The sequence below is a fragment of the Cyanobium sp. WAJ14-Wanaka genome, assembly GCF_024345375.1.
Classification (GTDB): Bacteria; Cyanobacteriota; Cyanobacteriia; order PCC-6307; family Cyanobiaceae; genus Cyanobium_A.
The window spans coordinates 1-17,955 of the sequence record NZ_JAGQAZ010000003.1; the positions used below are offsets into that span (position 1 = coordinate 1).

Here is a 17,955-nt window from a genome sequence, read left to right on the forward strand (position 1 = left end):
CGACTCAGAAAACCTACAGCATCGGCGGCTCGCGCCTCCTCAACTGTCTGCCCCAGTCGAAAATCCGTTTTACCGGTTTCCGACCAGTCCAAAATCATAACACCACAACCTCCCCTTAAGCAAGCAGGCAGGGCTGTGGTGCCATACCTGCTGGTGCAGGGGCCCAGGGGCACAAGATCTCTGCATAAAAAAATCCCCTCACCGACCCCAGCTTGAGGGGTCAGTAAGGGGATGCAGTGAATCAGAAAAGGCCCTAACTCAGAAGAGGACCCAACTCAGAACAGACCCAGGGTCAGGGACTTGTCGATGGGCATGGCAGCACCGATGCCGAGGTAGATGGTGAAGAAGGTGCCAAAGAGGAAGGCAGCCATCGCCACGGGGCGGCGGAAGGGGTTTTGGAACTTGTTGAAGCTCTCAATGAAGGGAATCAACATCAGGCCCAGGGGAACCATGGTCTGCAGGGCAATTCCCAAAAGCTTGTTGGGAACTACGCGCAGGATCTGGAACACCGGGTAGAGGTACCACTCAGGGAGGATCTCTAGGGGTGTGGCGAAGGGATCTGCCTTGTCACCAAGCATGGCTGGATCAAGCACGGCCAAGCCAACTAGGCAACCGATGGTCCCGAGGATCACCACCGGGAACATGTAGAGGAGGTCGTTGGGCCAGGCGGGCTCACCGTAATAGTTGTGACCCATGCCCTTGGCCAACTTGGCGCGCAGGGCGGGGTCGGTGAGGTCGGGCTTTTTAAGGATGTGCATGGCAGCAGGCCGAAAGCGGGGAACTCAGGGTTTAAGGGATGGAGCTGGTCTGAAGCTAAGGGTAGGCGCGAATCCTGATCAGGGGTGGTCAGAGATCACAAGGGACCGGAAATGCCCTGCTTACGGATCATCAGGAAGTGCATGAGCATGAACACCGCCAGGAGCCAGGGCATCACGAAGGTGTGCAGGCTGTAGAAGCGGGTCAAGGTGGACTGGCCAACGCTTTCACCACCACGGAGCAGCTCAACCATGAAGTTGCCGACTACGGGCACAGCTGCGGGCACGCCGCTAACGATCTTCACGGCCCAGTAGCCGACCTGATCCCAGGGGAGGGAGTAGCCGGTAACGCCGAAGGAGACCGTGATCACGGCCATGGTCACGCCGGTGATCCAGGTGAGCTCCCGGGGGCGCTTGAAGCCACCGGTGAGGTACACGCGGAAAACGTGCAGGATCAGCATCAGCACCATCATCGAGGCACTCCAGCGGTGCACCGAGCGGATCAGCCAGCCAAAGCTGACGTCGGTCATGAGGTACTGCACTGAGGTGTAGGCCTCAGCCACGGTGGGCTTGTAATAGAAGGTCATCGCAAACCCAGTGGCGAACTGGATCAGGAAGCAGACCAGGGTGATGCCACCAAGGCAATAGAAGATGTTGACGTGCGGGGGCACGTATTTGGCGGAAATATCGTCTGCGATCGCGCCGATCTCCAGACGTTCATTGAACCAGTCGTAAACAGGAGACGACTGGCCTGCCGATGAATTTGCGGCAGGTGAGGAATTCGCCATGCAGCGGGGGGGTTTGGTTGCCAAAGTCTACTAATCATCAAGGAGCCCACGTGAGCGCAGTGCGCCTTCGTCTGCCAACCGCTCAACTGTTTGCAACACGGGGCCTGGCCCAGCTGCTGGCCCCCGCCCTGGCGGCAGTACTTGCCCTAGTGGTTTGGGCCTCACCTGCAACAGCCCTCAACGACGAACAGCAGTTGGTGGTGGAGGCCTGGCGGCTCGTAAACCAGAGCTACGTGGATCCAGACCGCTTCGAGCAGGTGAATTGGAAGCAGCTGCGTCAAAAAGCCCTGGAAAAGCAGATCACCACGGCCAACCAGGCCTACGAAGCGATTGAAGCGATGCTCGCCCCCCTGGGGGACCCCTACACCCGCTTGCTCCGGCCTGGGGAGTACGCCACCCTGCGCTCTAACACCCAGGGAACGGTCAGTGGCGTGGGCCTGCAACTGGGGCTGCGGCCCGGCGACCAACAGATCGTGGTGATCGCCCCCCTCGATGGCTCGCCCGCTGCGGCCGCCGAGATCCAAAGCGGCAGTGAAGTGCTGCGGGTAAACGGGGAGGTTGTGGAGGAGCTGGGGCTGGAGAAAACGGCTGGGGCCCTGCGCGGACCCGCCGGCAGCTCGGTGCTGCTGGTGCTGCGCTCGCCCCAGGGGAAGGAAAGGGAAGTGGAGCTCATAAGAGAGGAGGTGAACCTCCAGCCGGTGCGCAGCAGGGTTCTTAAGCGAGATGGCCACAGCCTGGGCTACCTACGCATCACCCAATTCGCCGAGCTGGTGCCCAGCCAGACCGCCGAGGCCCTTGAAAGCTTGAAGGGCCAGGGCATCGAGGGGCTGATCCTTGATCTGCGCAACAACTCCGGGGGGCTGGTGAGTGCGGGGGTCGACATTGCCAATTCCTTCCTCGATGGCCAAGCCATCGTGGAAACCCAGGACAGGGGAGGGATTAGCGCCACCCAGGTCGCCCAGACGGGTCAGCTCTACGAAGGGCCGATGGTCACCCTGGTGAATGGGGGCACAGCCAGCGCCAGTGAAATCCTGGCCGGCGCCCTCCAAGACGATGGCCGCAGCGCCCTGATGGGCAGCCGCACCTTTGGTAAGGGTCTGATCCAAACCCTGATCAACCTGGGAGATCGCAGCGGCCTGGCGGTAACGGTGGCCCGCTACCTGACCCCCAGCGGCCGCGACATCCAAAACCAGGGGATCGTGCCCGACCTACCGCTCAGCCAGGCAGAGCCCCTCAACCCCGGCGGCGAAGGCGACACCTGGCTGGAGCAGGCCGGCGAATGGCTGATCGCATCGCTGCCAGAAAAGCGATGAGCCAGCGCACCTACCACGATCCCCTGCACGGGGCGATCCGGCTCGATCGCAGTGATCCGGCGGAGGCCCTGGCCATCGACCTGATCGACTCGGCGCCCTTCCAAAGGCTGCGGCGCATTCGCCAACTGGGCACGGCATTTCTGACCTTCCACGGCGCCGAAGCCAGCCGCTTCACCCATTCTCTGGGGGTGCTGCACCTGGCCCGACTGGCCCTGAACAACCTGGTGGCTCTACATCCGGCATTGGAAGGGCACCGGGGCGTGCTGCTGGCGGCTGCCCTCCTGCACGATGTGGGCCACGGCCCCCTTAGCCACTCCGGAGAGGAGATGTATGGGATGCGCCATGAGGGCTGGTCTGGAAGGCTGGTGCGGGAACATCCAGCCCTGCGCGATCGGCTCGAGGCCTATGGCAGCGGCACCGCCAACGCGGTGGCAGACCTGCTGGAGCATGGCAACTACGGCTGCAGTGCGATCAAGGCCCTGGTGAGCAGCCAGCTCGACTGCGACCGCCTCGACTACCTGCTGCGCGACAGCTACACCACGGGCACCAGCTTTGGCCAGCTGGATCTGGAGCGCATCCTGGCGGCCTTCACCCTGGCCCCAGACGGCAACTTGGCCGTGCACCCGAAGGGCTTGATGGCCGTAGAGCACTACCTGGTGGTCAGGAATTTGATGTATCGCAGCGTCTACAACCACCGCCTGAATGTGGTGTGTAACTGGCTGCTCAACCAGGCGATCGCCACGGCCCGCCGCCTGGGGCCCGGCCAGGTGTGGGCTGATGGGGTGATGGCTCGCTGGCTCTGGCAGGCCGAGCAGCTCGACCTAGAAGACTTCCTTGCCAACGACGATCTACGCACCGGCTACCACCTGCAGCGCTGGATGGAGGAGGGTCCGGAGGAACTGGCGGAGCCCTGCCGCCGCCTGCTGGAGAGGCGCTTACTTAAGGCCACCGATGTGAGCAACCAGAGCCAGGAGAGGAGGCTGGAGTTGCTGGCGGAGGCGGGTCAATTGGCCGAAGAAGCGGGAATTTCAGCCGAGCGCAGTTGCGGCCTACAGCAGCGGGAAAGCCGGGGCTACCACCCCTACAAGGGGGGCCTAAGGCTCTGGGATGGCCAAAACCTGGCCGCCCTGGAGCAACGCTCCGCCCTGGTGCGAAGCCTCTCTGAAAACGTGCAGATGGCCTGGTTGATCCATCCGGCGGAGGTGGCACCTAGGTTGCGGCGATTGCTAAGGGATTGATGGATCGAGGGCCCATCGCCGCCAAGCTGATTCCAGCTGCAGGGCCAGGGCGCCCGGAGCAGCTGCTGCTGCCAGCGGTGCCAAGGGAGCAGGCGCTGAAGGCTGAAAAAAGTGTGGTGGAGCTGGCTGAAGCGGCCCTAAATCAAGCCAGCCTGCTGGCCCCGGCGGGGGAAGCCCACTTGGCGCAAGGGCTGGAGATTCACGCCGGCGATTGGTCCCTAACCGTGCGGGAGCTGCGCGCCCTGGTGGATGGCCTCAACAACCATCAACGGCGACTTACCGGCCTCAGCAGCAGCAATCCCCTCACCCTGGTGGCTGCAGCCAGCCTGGGCCTTAACGCCTGGCCCGCCGCCATCACCCAGGAACCCGTGGACGGCGCCGAAAAGCAATTGACCCTGCACCAGGGCACCCTGCGGGCGGGGGATCACCTCCAGGTGGGGGGCTCCCTACTGCTGCTGGGCGATGTGAACCCGGGGGCGCGGGTGAGTGCCGGCGGCGATGTGCGGGTGTGGGGACGCCTGCGGGGCGTGGCCCATGCGGGCTGCCAGGGCGACCAAAAGGCAAGGATCGTGGCCCTACAGCTGCGGCCGTTGCAGCTGCGAATTGCGGATGCGGTGGCCCGGGGCCCGGATGGCCTGCCCCCCGATGGCCTGGCCGAGGAGGCACGGCTGGTCGATGGGGTGATCCGCATTGATCCAGCCCCACCTAGCTGGCCGCTGGAAATGGCAGAGCCCTAGCGTGATAGCAGAGCCCTAGCGCTGGATCCAGCCGAGACCCCCCATTAGGCCGGCAATTGCCATGAACCAGAGGGGTGAAATTTTTGTACGCACCATCAAAAAGCAGACCAGGATTGATACCCCATAGGCAAGGGCTGAATGGTCGGAGATGTGGAGGATTTTGAAGCCAACTGCAAACAGGATGCCCAGGGTTATGGGACCCATGGCCCGTTCAAAGGCGATCCGCCAGGGGGAATCCTTAAAGCGCCCCCAGCCCAGGGATGCCACAACCATCAACAGGGTGGATGGCAGCAGGATTGAGATTTCTGCAACAACGCCACTGAGCACGCCCCAGCCGGGGCCCTCCCGCCAGGCTGCGCCCATGCCAAGCAAGCCAACGATCATCGAACTCGGACCGGGGGCAGCTTCAGCGAGGGCATAAATATCGGCAAACTGCTCGGAAGTGATCCAGCAGTAATTATCAACACTGAGGTAGTGGTATTCGGTGAGGAGCGTGTTGCCACCTCCCAGGGAAAACAGGGAAAGGCTGAGAAAATCCCAGATCACCGACACTAAATTGCCGAGATCAGTGAGATGCCTGGGCTCGCAAACTGCCGCAGCAAACATTATTTGCATCAGCTTTTATGCTCCCTGGGCCAATACCAGAGCATCGCCAAGGTGCCAGAAATTAACACCACTGGAATCAGGCGAAGATGGAAAAAGTACATGGCCACAAAAACGCCTACCGCAAGCACCATGGCGACCTTGTCGCGCAGATAGTGGCCGGCAATTTTGAAACCCATTGACAGGGCCATCCCGGCTGCCGCTGCCACCACTCCGGCGAGCACGGCCGTAAAAGAGGCCAGCTCATGCAGATAGAAATAGGCCAGACCCAGCAACATCAAAAAACTGAAGGGCACCAGCAACATGCCGGCCAGGGCGGCCATGGCGCCCGATAGCCCCCTAAAACTGGCACCTATGTAGACGGCCATATTGATCTGGTTGGGCCCCGGGAAAAGGCGAGCCACGGTAAGGCCGGCCAAAAACTGTTCATCATTCATCCAACGCTTTTGTTCCACAACAATGCGCTGGCTCCAGGCCGAAAGACCGCCACCAAAGGCGGAAAGTGCCACCTGCAGCATGCCCCAAAAAATCTCCCTGAGGCTGGGGGCTTTTACCAATTCATCACTCATGCACAAAATGGGGATCTGGCGTCAGCTCGCCCTCCTCATGGAGAGTGGGATCCAGGGGATCGGGCGCCTGGTATTTCTTGGACTGATCCCAATCGGCCTCAAAGATTTCCCGCAGCCGTTGCACCACTTCGGGGGCATCGGATTCAATGCCCAGCTCCCGGCGCACATCAAAGGCACTGCGATCAATGTTCATCGAACCTGTTTGGGCATAAATACCATCCACCAAAATTAATTTGGCATGGTGCTTGAGGTGCTTCATGCGCTTAATTTTCACCCCAAAACGCTCCATTATTCGGTAGGCGGAGAAGGTGTCGTAGATATCCCAATCGGAGATGCCGTGCTTGCCACCACAGAGCAGGCGCACCTTCACCCCCCTTTCCCTGGCTGAAATAATGCGCTCCAGAATCACCGCATCCACAAATTTGGGATGCTGGATCCAGAGGCTTTTGTTGGCCATATCAATAACCCGGGCCATTTGACCCCGGCTATGGACGCTGCTCCACACCAGACCCACGTTGAGATCAGGATGGAAAAACTGGCGATCCCAATCGGCCTCGAAGCCAGCGATCACCTGCTCCACCACGGCTGGTGAATGGGAGACAACGCCGTAATCACGGGTAAGGGTGAAATATTTATCGGAGAGGTTGAATGTGGCCACCAGGGCACAGCTGCGGTCTACCACCAACGATTTTTCGTGGGTTACGGGGAAGGCTTCGCTGGTCCAGCTGACCTGGATGCCCCAGCCCTGCAGCAGGGCAAAGGCCTCGTCGTTCCAGCGATCGCCGCCGGAGGTGTGGGGATTGAGCATCACCCGCACGGTCACGCCGCGCTGGTGGGCCCGCAGCAGGGCCTGCTCAATTTGCTCGGATTGCAGCTTGAACTGCTTGAGCCGCAACTCCTGCTGGGCCTGGTCGATCAGGTCAACCACCGATTGGGCGCCGTCATCGGGCATCACCAAAAGAGACTGATGCTGGTTCAAAAGGGGTTCAGCCATACCTGCTCCAGGTGGGCTTTGAGCCCGGTTAACTACCCTTTTTAGCCCCATTGGCAATTGCGGCAATGCCAACAGGAACACTGTTCCAAGCGGTTTTGGCCTTAATCTTTGCCCAGTACAGCCTGTGCCGTGTCCGCCGCGACTGCCCGCTTCATCCTGATCTGTTCCGGCAAGGGGGGCGTGGGCAAAACCACGCTGACCGCCAACCTGGGCATTGCGCTCGCCAAGCAAGGCGCCAAAACAGCGGTTCTAGACGCCGATTTTGGCCTCAGGAACCTGGATTTGCTGCTTGGCTTAGAAAATCGCATCGTCTATACGGCCCAGGAGGTGCTTTCTGGCAGCTGCCGGCTGGAGCAGGCGCTGGTGAAGCACAAACAGGAGCCAAACCTGGCCCTGCTGCCGGCGGGCAACCCGCGGATGCTCGAGTGGCTCAAGCCCGAGGACATGCAAAAGATCGCCAAATTGCTGGGCGAGCATTTTGATTACGTATTGATTGATTGCCCGGCGGGCATCGAAGACGGATTCAAGAACGCCGTGGCGGCAGCCAAGGAGGCGATCATCGTGACCACCCCTGAGGTGTCGGCGGTGCGCGATGCCGACCGGGTGATCGGCCTGCTCAACACCGAGGGGGTGAAACCGATTCAGCTGGTGCTGAACCGGGTGCGACCAAAGATGATGGCAAACCAAGAAATGCTGACGGTGAGCGATGTCACCGACATCCTGGCCCTACCCCTTTTGGGATTGGTGCTGGAGGACGAGCAGGTGATTGTGAGCACCAACCGGGGCGAACCGCTCACCCTCAACAGCGGCAATTCCCCCGCCGCCCGGGCCTACGCCAATGTGGCCAGAAGGCTGTTGGGCGAGGAAGTGCCCCTCCTGGATCCAAGTAAGGAGCGCCAGGGCCTGAGGGCAAAGCTCGGCCGCCTGATGCAAACCAAGATCTTCTGAGCCGATGACCCTGCGCGACGCAATCAACAAGCTGCTGGGCCGTCAGCCGGCCAGCGCTAACACCGCCAAACAGCGGCTGCAACTGGTGCTAGCCCACGACCGCAGCGACCTCAATCCGGAGCTGCTGCAACAGATGCGGCGCGAGATCCTGGAGGTGGTGAGCCGCTACGTGGAAATCGACCTGGAGGAGGGCGATGTGACCCTGGAAACCGAGGACCGGGTGACGGCCCTGGTGGCCAACCTGCCAATCCGCAGGGCCAAGGTGATTGCCACTGCTCCAGAGGCGGAGCAGCCAATCAGTGGGGCTGAGATCAGCCCCTAGTGAGTGGGAACCCTGGGGGTGCCAATGCCACCCATTTATGGCCTTTACGCCTGTTGCCCATACCCCGTTCACGCCAGCTGAGCAAAGGGTTCTGGCGGAGCTGCGCCGGGGCTACAGCAATAAGGGGATTGCGGCCCTGCTGGTGGTGAGTCCGCGCACGGTAGAAAGCCACATCTCCCAACTGCTGGCCAAAACCAGCTGCAACAGCCGCACCCAACTGCTTTTGTGGGCCCTAGGGGAAAGGTAAGATTGGCCTTGGACATCAGTCCAGGCCGGCTTAGCTCAGTGGTAGAGCAGCGCTTTTGTAAAGCGAAGGCCATCGGTTCAAATCCGTTAGCCGGCTTTTTTACCCAGATCGATTGCAGGAAGCTGCTGCAGGGGTTTGGGGTGTTGGAGGCTCGGGTCGAGAGCGGGGCAGGTTGATTAAGGGGTTGATTAAGGCGGGGGTGGGGGCCTTCCTGCGTTATCAGCCTCCTAAAACAATCGACAGATCGGGGACAAGGAGCTGCTGCAAAACTATCCCTCCCATTGCCCCTTAAGGAGTAAGGGGCATCATGTCACGTCCGATGAAGCAACCGACATTCACCCGTGCTGCGATGCCAAACAGCAAGCCGCCGAACTGCACCGAAGGGCTGGGGTGGTTAGGAGGGCATGATTTCTCTTCCATGCCATTGGGCGATGGCCAGCAAGCTAAGGACAATCAAGAAACTCAGGCTAACCAGGCAGCAATCTGGATAGATCGCAGTAGCGGACCCGAGCACACTGCGCACCAAACAGAACTCTCACAAAACCGGGTCAACCCCACCATCAAAATGGCAGCACAGGTAGAGACTCAAATTAACAAAGAATCCATCGGCTCAGTCGCAGAGCATGCTTAGATGCAATCACTCTAAGGAATGGGTTCGCAGGGCATCCCTAATTCAATAGGGTATGGAATACCCGGTAATATTGTTGCTTTTTGCCAGTCCGGACAAGCAGCCACTACGGTGAAGATCAGAAATGAATTGATTGAGATAGGGGATTGACTGTCTATGCTTATTAGGGGTAGCAATGGCTTGCTTAATTATCATGAAGTGCCCATCCAAAACGCGTAAATTTTTGTATTTTGAAGCATCACTCTCCAATTGGTTTCGGATGCCTGCCCCAATCATATATTCGTGCCTGAGAAGGTAGGGCGACACCAGCGGGGAGGTGGGAGCCTGAACGATCGAGGCGTATCGGATATGCCGATCAAGCCAGAGATTGTAAACGCTATTTTTGCCCACAACGATCACATTCCCTGGCTGATCTACCTGTGAATTTTTGGTAATGGGAGAGTTCTTCTTAACCACATACGATCCCAGAATTGAAATATATGGGTTACTAAAGCTAACGCCATCCTCGGCGCCCGCTTGTTTTGAACCGTCTGCTCTTTGTGGGGCAATGCCGAAGAAACCAATATCGGCCCTTCCGCTGGCGACGATCTGGTAGGCAAGACCTGCAGACGGAACAAGGTAGCTTTGAATGGATGCTCCAAGTTGCTTGGCAAGCAGGTTGGTGATTTGGAGTGAAATTCCTGAAATCTTGCCCTTGGATTTATTTGTTAAAACATAATTTCCAGAATTGATCACTACCCGCAGTTTTCCTGTTGGAGCCAGTTGACGTTTCGCTATAGGTCCTGCTGTTATTGTGATGAGGGATTGGCAGGAAGCGGGAAATGGAGAAGTGAACACCAACGAGTCTGATCCAGCCGGATGCTTGAGAGCAGGATGTTCAATAGCCGGTGGTAGGGGAAGCGACATGGCGAGGACTAAATTAAGGCACATAGATTAAGCTAACACAGTTCACATCTGAAGCGAACAGGCGTCACTGATTATGAATATTGCAGTGATCAGATTCTGGGGCTATCGGAGATTACCATGGCCTGGGCACCAAAGTGCCAGGACATGTAAGTTTGTAAAAGCCAAGCCGTTAGCAGTAACAGATCAAACTCGTGCTGACCCCAGTCTCTGAGTAAAGGGAGCCTGGAGCATGGCGGGATCACCAATTCGGGTGCCCCCATCGGTTGAGAGGGGTGATCCGTCTTCACCAATAACAACTCGATACAAGTACCAATCAGTGCCCAATACTGCTCGATAACGTAGCAAATGTGGTCCTCTGCACCCTGGCCCAAGAGCACGGCATCAATGAGTATTGGTGGTTGAAAGAGTCTTTGCCCCAGCCGAGGAAAAAAGATGACTTAATGCATAAACAATGGAAAACAATAAGGGTTCAGCAAAATGGCGAAACCATAGAACTATTAAAAGGTTCGCAGGGGAAAGCGATTAGAATAGGACAGCAGACAGCAGCAAACGCCTGGCAAACAATAAGAAAAGTAACACATAGTGCAGAGCAAAAGATCGAGGCGTAGAATAATGCGTAACATAAATACAGATTTATGGGAATCAACTTAAAATGGAAAGTTACAAATCAAGTCATAAGCAATATTTTAGCCACAACGCTGATCGGAGTGGTGGCACCTAGCATGGCCGCAGCCAACTGCTCACCCTTAAAACCTCAGGTCTCCCAAGGAACTGGCTACAAAATTCAAGAAACCATAGCGCCAACACTAGGAGAGAAATCCCATGGAAATACATTTTTCCTTGTAGGAAGCCCAATAAAGTCAATCACAATAACGCTAACACCACTGACAACTGATAGCGCAAGCTATCCAACGCAGCTCGTCTCTCGCTATAACGACGATTCAATCTATGAAAGTGGAGCGCCAATCTTTACGCCAGATACAACGAGGCCAATTACCTGGGGCCCGCTTAAGGTGAACAACGACGGAAAAACACTGGTCGCCTTTAACGTAAAAATTCTAGAAAACTTTCATCTCTATCCAAAATCCAAGGGATTTTCGTACAGGTTAAGCGCAATTGGGTGCAACTAACGCCAACACAATCAATCGAAACAAAACAAACCTCAAATACAAAATGGACAAGAAAGCAAACGCACAAATAAAAAGTGAAGGAGGTTTGAAAGGAGGCAAAAAATTCACCTGGAAAAAATACATGATCTCTATTGGCGTTGGAGCCCTCACATGCCTTGGAAATGCGGGACAGGCTTGGGCAACACCTGTTCAGGGGAAGACATACCCAAGCATCCAACTTAATTCAACAGCAGCTATTGGTAACGATGCTGATAATTACAAAGTCAGCATATTTACGACTCCCGCAGGAATCGGAACACGAGATGTAGCACCTGATCCAGATGGTTCTGTATGGTTCAACGGGCAGTGGTCAGGAACTGTTGGCCATCTAAATCCAGTAAGCAAAACCGTAACCCTCTATCCTCTAGGCGAGGGGTCCCATCCTCACGGTATTGTTCTTGGACCGGATGGAGGGCTTTGGATTTGTGACGAGTCAAATGCAATTCGTAGATTTGATAGAAATACTCATGAAATCAAGACATACAAGCTACCAAAATTCCCTGAATCAATGGGCTATGGGAATCTAAACACACCAACTTTTGACAAGGATGGAATCCTATGGTTCACGGCCCAAAACGGGTATCATGGAAGGCTCGACCCCAAAACAGGTGAAAATAAAATATATAAATCACCAGGAGGATTTGGGCCCTACGGTATTACGACTACACCCAACGGAGAGGTCTGGTATACTAATTTAGCTGGCAACCACATTGCAAAGATTGATCTACAAAGCGGGATAGCCAAAGTGGTTCCAATCCCTGACTCGAAAGCTAATGGTTCGCGTCGAATTTGGTCAGATAGCCATGGAAATTTGTGGGTAACGACCTGGGGGGATGGTGTACTGAGGAAGTATTCACCGGGTACAAACAAATGGAGTACCTACAAACTACCAGGCCTAGGCCCAAGAGGCTACTCAACATTTGTGGACAATAAGGGAAAAGTCTGGAGCTCCGATTTTGGAACAAATTCAATCCTACAGTTTAATCCAATTACCGAATCATTTACGATATTTCCTGGCAACAAACAAAATATACAGACTCTACAAATGAATGGAATCGAAAATAAAATCTGGGCCGGCCAACAGGGAGTTGACCAAGTTGTACTGTTTGAAAGAATTGCAAACTGAGAAAGATGAATATCGGCAAAAACAAGCGAGAGAACCCGAGAAATGATACTCAACAAATCGCCTTCCTGTTGGGCTCCTGCTTCCTACTTGCAGGCCTTCCCAAAGCTGCGCAGGCGAAAATCACGCTGATCAGGGAATGGAAAGCGGCACCAGTACTGCTTCAAAATGTGGAATTTTCGCCAAATGGCGAACAACTTCTCACAGCAAGTGGTGGTGGCGTCGCCCAACTATGGTCACTAGAGGGGAAACCAGGAGCAATCATGGAAGGGGAACGCCCACCGATGTTCAACGCCCATTTCAACAAATTAGGGAGCAAGTTTATAACCACAAGCTACAACGGAACAATAAGTATATGGAACAAATACGGAATCCTAGTGAAAACACTAGCCATTCATAAAGCCGCAGTTGCAGATGCCAGGTTCGTTGGGAACGATGGCAGTTTTGTAAGCAGCTCTGATGATGGACAAATTGTCATGCGAAATGGAAATGGTTCGCCGATCTGGAGTGATATTTACCCAGGTACTGCGCGGCAACTAGCAGTTTCTGGGCAAAACAACCTGATTGCAGGAGCCTCTGATAGTGGCACGCTACACCTAGTAGCGCTAGGAAACTATGCCAGGCCAAAAATGGTCAAGACCGTTCAAACGCCGCACGGACGGATAAACCAACTATCAATAAGTGGTGATGGAGAAAAGATAGCTGCTGCTGGCATTGATGGCACGGTTACCATATGGAGCAAAGATGGAAGTCAGCTGTCACGAGTCAAGGCCTCAAGCAAAGGATGGGCTAATGGAGGAATATTTTGCAAAAATAAAAATGGACCATTGCTTACCGTCGGAGATGATGGCGTGATCAAAGAGTGGTCAGAAAAGGGAAAGGAATTGGCTGTACTGAAACTCAGTGACAGTTCGCGACTAACAAAGGTTGACTGCTCAGCATCAGGAAAATTTGCCGCCGTTGTTGGAAGTCAGGGAGAACTGTGGCTACTAGGAATAACGCCTAATCCCTAAACACCATAAAAAAATAATGAACAAATTTCCAAAGAGGTTTATGTTGCTGGTCCTATCCATAGCAACCAGCAGCGATGTTTGCCTAGCCCAGCAAAATTCCACTCTGACACAAAGGCAAAGTTTTCAAGCCCATAGCCTCAAGGGAGAGTCCCTGATTCAAGTTCAATACTCTCCAACCAGCGAAGTATTCATTACAACAGCCTCCGATGGCACTGCCAAAGTATGGGCTAAGCCTGGCCTACAAATTAAACAATTCAATCAAGATCCTCCAGCAATGCTGTTTAACGGACGACTAGAGCCTGATAAAAGCACCATCCTAACGGCGGCCTACAACGGGCAAGCAACACGTTGGTCAATCAAAGGGGCAGAACCGAAGATCTATCAACCGCATTTATCGGGAGTGACCGATGTAGAGCTTCTTCCTGAAAGAGAGGGCTTGGTCACAACCTCGGATGATGGATGGATACGGTTCTGGAGCAATGGAGGCCAACTCAAAAAGCGCATTGCACAACCTGGAGTTTCACGTCACCTTGCGATAGCGAATGGTAGAAAAATCGTTGCGTCAACGCAAGATATCAGCACCGTCACTCTCATGTCGACGTCAGGTGAAGTACTACAAATATTTGAAACTAATCAAGGACGCTTAAATGATGTCATATTTAGCCCAAATGAGCAGCTTGTCATAACAACTGGATTCGACGGAACAATTAAAGTTTGGGAACTACAGGATTCACGCAATGCACCAATTCTGAAAACAATAATCAAAGCCAGCCAAACTGGCTGGATCAATGGAATAGCACTCAATAAAGCGGGAGTTCTTGCTTCAGTTGGGGACGACGGTACTGTTCGCCTATGGTCACTAGAGGGAAAAGAACTAGCGAAAATAAAACTTACACAGAAACATATTCTGAGTTGCAGCTTCTCCCCAGACGGCAAGAAGCTACTTGTAGCGATTCAAGACGGTACGATAACAGAGTTTGAAATTTAGCAGGTAAGAAAATTAGGTCAATATCGATAGAAGCTTAATACAGAACTGGCAAAAGAAGATTAAATGCTTGTGGCGGCTAATTCATACTTGAATTTGTCAATCATAAAAAAGAAAACTAGAGCAGCAGCTAGCCACCAAAGGGAGTGAACCGAGAAACACATTCTACCCCAAAGGGGTAAATAGTATCACGCAATCAAGTATACAGGCCTGGGATCGTGGGATATACAACACCTATAGGCTCACGGATTGCATTTGGCGCTTTAAAAATATAATCAGCAATGTCGACCTTCTTCATGTAACTTACCCCTGGCTTTTTAAGCGTATAGAGAAGGAGTTCTTCGATTGTCTCTACATGCTCAGGGCGCAACAGCCGATCGTGCATTGTAATCGCTAACATACGTCGCTGGGCTGAAGACTCTTTATAAAGACGATCAAAGGAACGCTTCATCACATCGAGAAAATCAGCATCGGCAAAGCTTCGGGCCTCATAAGCTCTGATGTCGTTAAGATAAACAGCATAAGGGACGACTGCTATCTCTCGCCTAGCGTCTATATCAACAATAAACGGCTCGTCACGACTGACGTCATCAATATGGTATTTAAAGCCTAAAGAATGAAGGTTTTGAAGAATATTCTTAGAGCCTCTTAACCCAGGTGCATTATAACCAACAGCCCTTTGTCCAGTAACCTTTTGAATGATATCAACATTCTTCTGAATAAATGCCCTTTCCTGCTCATCATTCATTGTTGATCCAGTTGACCAATCCCAGCCATGGGCAGCGGCTTCATGGCCTCTCTGGACGATCTCCTTTGCAGTAGCTGGATACAGCTCAACGGATAAACCAGACATGTGTGAGGTCATCTTGAGACCAAGACGATCAAACATGTCAAGAGCTCTAGGAATTCCTTCCGTTACGCCATAGCGATACCAAGAAATTGTGGGCATATCATAAATACCCTCTGGAGGAACAAAATTATTAAAGGGTGTTGGAGGATTGAAACGCGGCTGGCTGCCAGATTCAAACATCACTGATAAGGATATAGGCATACGTATGCCATCTGGCCAAAAAGAACCCTTACCACCGATGAAGGACGGCTTGGCCTTCTGAGAAACTGGTGCCTGCGCGTTGGCCTGTTGTCCAGTGACACCAACAGCTAAACCAGCTGCCAAACCAGCTCTCAGCAAATCGCGACGTTGCATTTTGAAAGAATGGTGAGGAGTGATTAAAAAAAGGTAGAGCCCAATCAAATCAACAATTTAAAAGGGCAAGAAACCTGGTTGTTAAAATCTAAGAACCAACAAAGAGCCTAAAGTTGGCCGCTCATGGCATCACGAGCCTTCAATGCGCAACCTTCATCAAGCTTTCCATTGGGAGTGCCTGAAACACCAAGAGCACCGACAATTTCGCCATTGGATCTCAGATTTACGCCACCAGCAAAAAGGGTAATATTGGTACTTGGAGCGGGTGGCATGGGCCAAGCCCCAACACCAACAGCGCCCTTGGCCTGCATCGATGCAAGAATACCTGATGTGAGATCAAGGTTATGATTAGCAGCTAATGTCACGGCTGAGTAAGCTTTATTGCGAGCAGTCTCCACAGTCTGAACGCGCGCTCCATCGCCCCGAATTTGAACGATCACATTACCTTCGGTATTCACCACAACGGCAGTGACACCGTAGCCTTCAGCTCGGCATGCCTGAATAGCCGCCTCAGCAAATTTAACCGCAATAGCCGATGGAATGTATTTCTGAGCCGGAAGGTCAGCCGCAGGAGCAGGGGATACAGATGCTGCTGAAGCCATCAAGACTCCAAAAACTCCACCCATCGCAATGCGATGAAAAGCCAAAGGAAAGCGGCTCATGATTCTACAAAAAAACTGACTCAGTTAAAATTTAACGAAAAAAAATCTCTGGCACACACGCTTCACACATTGACACCAGATTGGTCAGGGCCTGATGACATTTGCATCTCGGCGGCGAGCAGAACCCAGCACCAAAGGGATTTCATAGCCAAAGGTCTTCCCACCTTGCAAAGATCAAACATGGTCACCGCCATGAAAATGGAACGTCGCAGAAATCACACTCGACAAGTGCGCAAGGGGAGGTCCATCAATGCCCCAATAATCAGGCAATCGGGCAGATCGGCAGAAAGCTGATGGCAGGCTAGTCTTAAGAGATTGATTGCTAATGAGATAGTGACAGATCACTTCAAAAATGTAGCTCAATACTATGGCGAATTTCGCCCCAAATACCCTCAGCGACTTTTTGAACTGATCACCGAGGCAACCTCGGAACACCAGCATGCTTGGGATTGCGCGACCGGGAGTGGTCAGGCGGCCGTTGCACTCGCTGGGTTCTTTGAAAGGGTGACCGCAACTGATGCCAGTGCCGCCCAACTCGAACAGAGTGAACCACATTGGAAGGTTGCCTATCGTGTGGCTCCTGCAGAAGCCAGTGGTCTAGCCAGTCGTAGCGTGGATGCTATCACAGTGGCCCAAGCCCTTCACTGGTTTCCGTTAGATGCTTTTTTTCAGGAATGTGAACGGGTTTTAAAGCCTGGTGGCATCCTGGCAATATGGACATACAGCCTGCTAATGAGCCAAAAAAACTCCATCAACCAAATAATTCAACACTATTATCGCAATATCGTCGGTCAATACTGGCCACCACAACGGGCCCTTGTGGACGACTGCTATCGCTCGATACAGCTACCATTTAAGGAGCTTAATCTAGCCGAATTGAGAGCAACACCTCTCGCCATTCAAGAGAATTGGACACTGGCTCACCTGAAAGGCTACCTTCGCAGCTGGTCGGCCAGTGGCTATTTGCAACAGGCTCAATATCAGGATCCCCTGGAAAGTATTCGTGAGGAGCTTGACACAGCCTGGGGAGAGGCAAGCCAAGAGAAAACAATCACCTGGCCTCTCACCTTACGCATCACCAAAAAGCCATAGTGCAGACAACCTTCTGCCTAATAAAAACCTTGCGGGTCATTTTCGAATAAAAGTTGCAAAATCCATTGTTTTCGGCGAGAATTAATTCATGAGATTTGAACCCGCATGAGACACGGCATGGTCCGATCGAGCTTAGCAGCCATACTTCTAGGGTTGGGCAGCTTTGTGGGATTAAGCATGAGCCCTCTCCAGGCAGCGGCGCCCATTCCAGCCAGCCTGTCAGCACGCGCGGCCTTACGCGCCGTGGATGTCGCCGTCGAAACCTGTAGACAAAAGGGGTACGGCGTTACCGCCACAGTCGTCAATCAAGAGGGTTCCATTGTCGCCGTACTCCGCGGGGATCGTGCAACACCGCACACAGTTGAACACAGCTTTAACAAAGCCTACACAACAATTACACTTGGTCCCATCTTAAAAACGTATTCGACAGCCGATATAATTGAGGTTTTTGAAAAGCAACACCGTCAGGGAATTGGAGACTGGGCACTTCCGCCAATACCCATTAAGGGGATCACTTTCAACATCGGTGGAGTCGGTCTTTTTGCCAACACACTCTTAATTGGAAGTATTGGTGTTTCCGGTGCTCCCGATGGACATATTGATCAAGAATGTGCTTTTAAAGGCCGTGATGCCGCAAATGCTGTGCGAGAATGATGCTA

At 53.7% G+C, this 17,955-nt stretch carries 21 protein-coding genes and 1 tRNA gene; 14 read left to right on the top strand and 8 right to left on the bottom strand.

What is annotated here, in order from left to right:
• Window positions 1-275: 275 nt before the first annotated feature.
• Both petD and petB read right to left on the bottom strand, forming a co-directional pair.
• A complete protein-coding gene (petD, locus tag KBY49_RS09905) occupies window positions 276-758 on the bottom strand; it encodes a cytochrome b6-f complex subunit IV (protein ID WP_254934671.1) in 483 nt (160 codons plus the stop codon).
• A 95-nt stretch (window positions 759-853) separates the two neighbouring features.
• A complete protein-coding gene (gene petB / locus KBY49_RS09910; RefSeq protein ID WP_254934672.1) occupies window positions 854-1,543 on the bottom strand; it encodes a cytochrome b6 in 690 nt (229 codons plus the stop codon).
• Between the two features lie 59 nt (window positions 1,544-1,602).
• Between petB and ctpZ the strand changes: the two genes are divergently transcribed.
• From ctpZ to minC, 3 genes are read left to right on the top strand one after another with little or no spacing between them, the layout of a single operon-like run.
• Complete coding sequence (gene ctpZ, locus KBY49_RS09915) at window positions 1,603-2,856, top strand: carboxyl-terminal processing protease CtpZ (RefSeq protein WP_396099879.1); 1,254 nt, start codon at window positions 1,603-1,605, stop codon at window positions 2,854-2,856.
• Entirely contained in the window at window positions 2,853-4,094 is a 1,242-nt protein-coding gene (locus KBY49_RS09920) for an HD domain-containing protein (RefSeq protein WP_254934862.1), read from the top strand. The genes ctpZ and KBY49_RS09920 overlap by 4 nt, the downstream gene beginning before the upstream one ends.
• A complete protein-coding gene (gene minC, locus KBY49_RS09925) occupies window positions 4,094-4,831 on the top strand; it encodes a septum site-determining protein MinC (RefSeq protein ID WP_254934673.1) in 738 nt (245 codons plus the stop codon). The genes KBY49_RS09920 and minC overlap by 1 nt, the downstream gene beginning before the upstream one ends.
• A gap of 15 nt (window positions 4,832-4,846) precedes the next feature.
• Here minC and KBY49_RS09930 read toward each other — a convergent pair whose 3' ends face one another.
• The 3 genes from KBY49_RS09930 to KBY49_RS09940 all read right to left on the bottom strand — a co-directional run bounded on the left by KBY49_RS09930 (window position 4,847) and on the right by KBY49_RS09940 (window position 6,997).
• Window positions 4,847-5,383 (bottom strand): chromate transporter, encoded by a 537-nt coding sequence (locus KBY49_RS09930; RefSeq protein WP_254934674.1) that lies wholly within the window; start codon window positions 5,381-5,383, stop codon window positions 4,847-4,849.
• 62 nt (window positions 5,384-5,445) lie between these two features.
• Complete coding sequence (locus KBY49_RS09935) at window positions 5,446-6,003, bottom strand: chromate transporter (RefSeq protein ID WP_254934675.1); 558 nt, start codon at window positions 6,001-6,003, stop codon at window positions 5,446-5,448.
• Window positions 5,996-6,997, bottom strand: coding sequence for a phospholipase D-like domain-containing protein (locus KBY49_RS09940; RefSeq protein WP_254934676.1), 1,002 nt, complete (start codon window positions 6,995-6,997; stop codon window positions 5,996-5,998). The genes KBY49_RS09935 and KBY49_RS09940 overlap by 8 nt, the downstream gene beginning before the upstream one ends.
• Before the next feature lie 129 nt (window positions 6,998-7,126).
• Between KBY49_RS09940 and minD the strand changes: the two genes are divergently transcribed.
• From minD to KBY49_RS09965, 5 genes are all read left to right on the top strand, one after another.
• Window positions 7,127-7,945 (top strand): septum site-determining protein MinD, encoded by an 819-nt coding sequence (gene minD, locus KBY49_RS09945; protein WP_254934677.1) that lies wholly within the window; start codon window positions 7,127-7,129, stop codon window positions 7,943-7,945.
• A 4-nt stretch (window positions 7,946-7,949) separates the two neighbouring features.
• A complete protein-coding gene (minE, locus tag KBY49_RS09950) occupies window positions 7,950-8,267 on the top strand; it encodes a cell division topological specificity factor MinE (protein WP_254934678.1) in 318 nt (105 codons plus the stop codon).
• A gap of 37 nt (window positions 8,268-8,304) precedes the next feature.
• Window positions 8,305-8,514, top strand: a complete 210-nt coding sequence (locus KBY49_RS09955) for a response regulator transcription factor (protein ID WP_254934679.1) — start codon at window positions 8,305-8,307, stop codon at window positions 8,512-8,514.
• A gap of 24 nt (window positions 8,515-8,538) precedes the next feature.
• Window positions 8,539-8,610: transfer RNA gene (locus tag KBY49_RS09960), tRNA-Thr, on the top strand.
• Between the two features lie 211 nt (window positions 8,611-8,821).
• Complete coding sequence (locus tag KBY49_RS09965) at window positions 8,822-9,145, top strand: hypothetical protein (protein WP_254934680.1); 324 nt, start codon at window positions 8,822-8,824, stop codon at window positions 9,143-9,145.
• Window positions 9,146-9,187: 42 nt separating this feature from the next.
• Here KBY49_RS09965 and KBY49_RS09970 read toward each other — a convergent pair whose 3' ends face one another.
• On the bottom strand, window positions 9,188-10,048 hold the full coding sequence (locus KBY49_RS09970; RefSeq protein WP_254934681.1) for a transporter substrate-binding domain-containing protein: 861 nt from the start codon (window positions 10,046-10,048) through the stop codon (window positions 9,188-9,190).
• Between the two features lie 347 nt (window positions 10,049-10,395).
• On the opposite strand from KBY49_RS09970, the gene KBY49_RS09975 reads away from it, so the two are divergent.
• The 4 genes from KBY49_RS09975 to KBY49_RS09990 all read left to right on the top strand — a co-directional run bounded on the left by KBY49_RS09975 (window position 10,396) and on the right by KBY49_RS09990 (window position 14,341).
• On the top strand, window positions 10,396-10,656 hold the full coding sequence (locus tag KBY49_RS09975; RefSeq protein WP_254934682.1) for a hypothetical protein: 261 nt from the start codon (window positions 10,396-10,398) through the stop codon (window positions 10,654-10,656).
• 508 nt (window positions 10,657-11,164) lie between these two features.
• Window positions 11,165-12,343: a hydrolase gene (locus KBY49_RS09980; RefSeq protein WP_254934683.1), complete on the top strand. Its 1,179-nt coding sequence runs from the start codon at window positions 11,165-11,167 to the stop codon at window positions 12,341-12,343.
• A gap of 5 nt (window positions 12,344-12,348) precedes the next feature.
• Window positions 12,349-13,353: a WD40 repeat domain-containing protein gene (locus KBY49_RS09985; RefSeq protein ID WP_254934684.1), complete on the top strand. Its 1,005-nt coding sequence runs from the start codon at window positions 12,349-12,351 to the stop codon at window positions 13,351-13,353.
• Window positions 13,354-13,369: 16 nt separating this feature from the next.
• Window positions 13,370-14,341, top strand: coding sequence for a WD40 repeat domain-containing protein (locus KBY49_RS09990; RefSeq protein ID WP_254934685.1), 972 nt, complete (start codon window positions 13,370-13,372; stop codon window positions 14,339-14,341).
• Window positions 14,342-14,534: 193 nt separating this feature from the next.
• On the opposite strand, the gene KBY49_RS09995 is transcribed toward KBY49_RS09990, so the two are convergent.
• On the bottom strand, window positions 14,535-15,590 hold the full coding sequence (locus KBY49_RS09995) for a polysaccharide deacetylase family protein (RefSeq protein WP_254934686.1): 1,056 nt from the start codon (window positions 15,588-15,590) through the stop codon (window positions 14,535-14,537).
• 59 nt (window positions 15,591-15,649) lie between these two features.
• A complete protein-coding gene (locus tag KBY49_RS10000) occupies window positions 15,650-16,189 on the bottom strand; it encodes a heme-binding protein (protein ID WP_254934687.1) in 540 nt (179 codons plus the stop codon).
• A gap of 330 nt (window positions 16,190-16,519) precedes the next feature.
• Here KBY49_RS10000 and KBY49_RS10005 point away from each other — a divergent pair, with 330 nt between their 5' ends.
• Window positions 16,520-17,296, top strand: coding sequence for a class I SAM-dependent methyltransferase (locus KBY49_RS10005; protein ID WP_254934688.1), 777 nt, complete (start codon window positions 16,520-16,522; stop codon window positions 17,294-17,296).
• A 177-nt stretch (window positions 17,297-17,473) separates the two neighbouring features.
• A complete protein-coding gene (locus tag KBY49_RS10010) occupies window positions 17,474-17,950 on the top strand; it encodes a heme-binding protein (protein ID WP_254934863.1) in 477 nt (158 codons plus the stop codon).
• Window positions 17,951-17,955 lie beyond the last annotated feature (5 nt).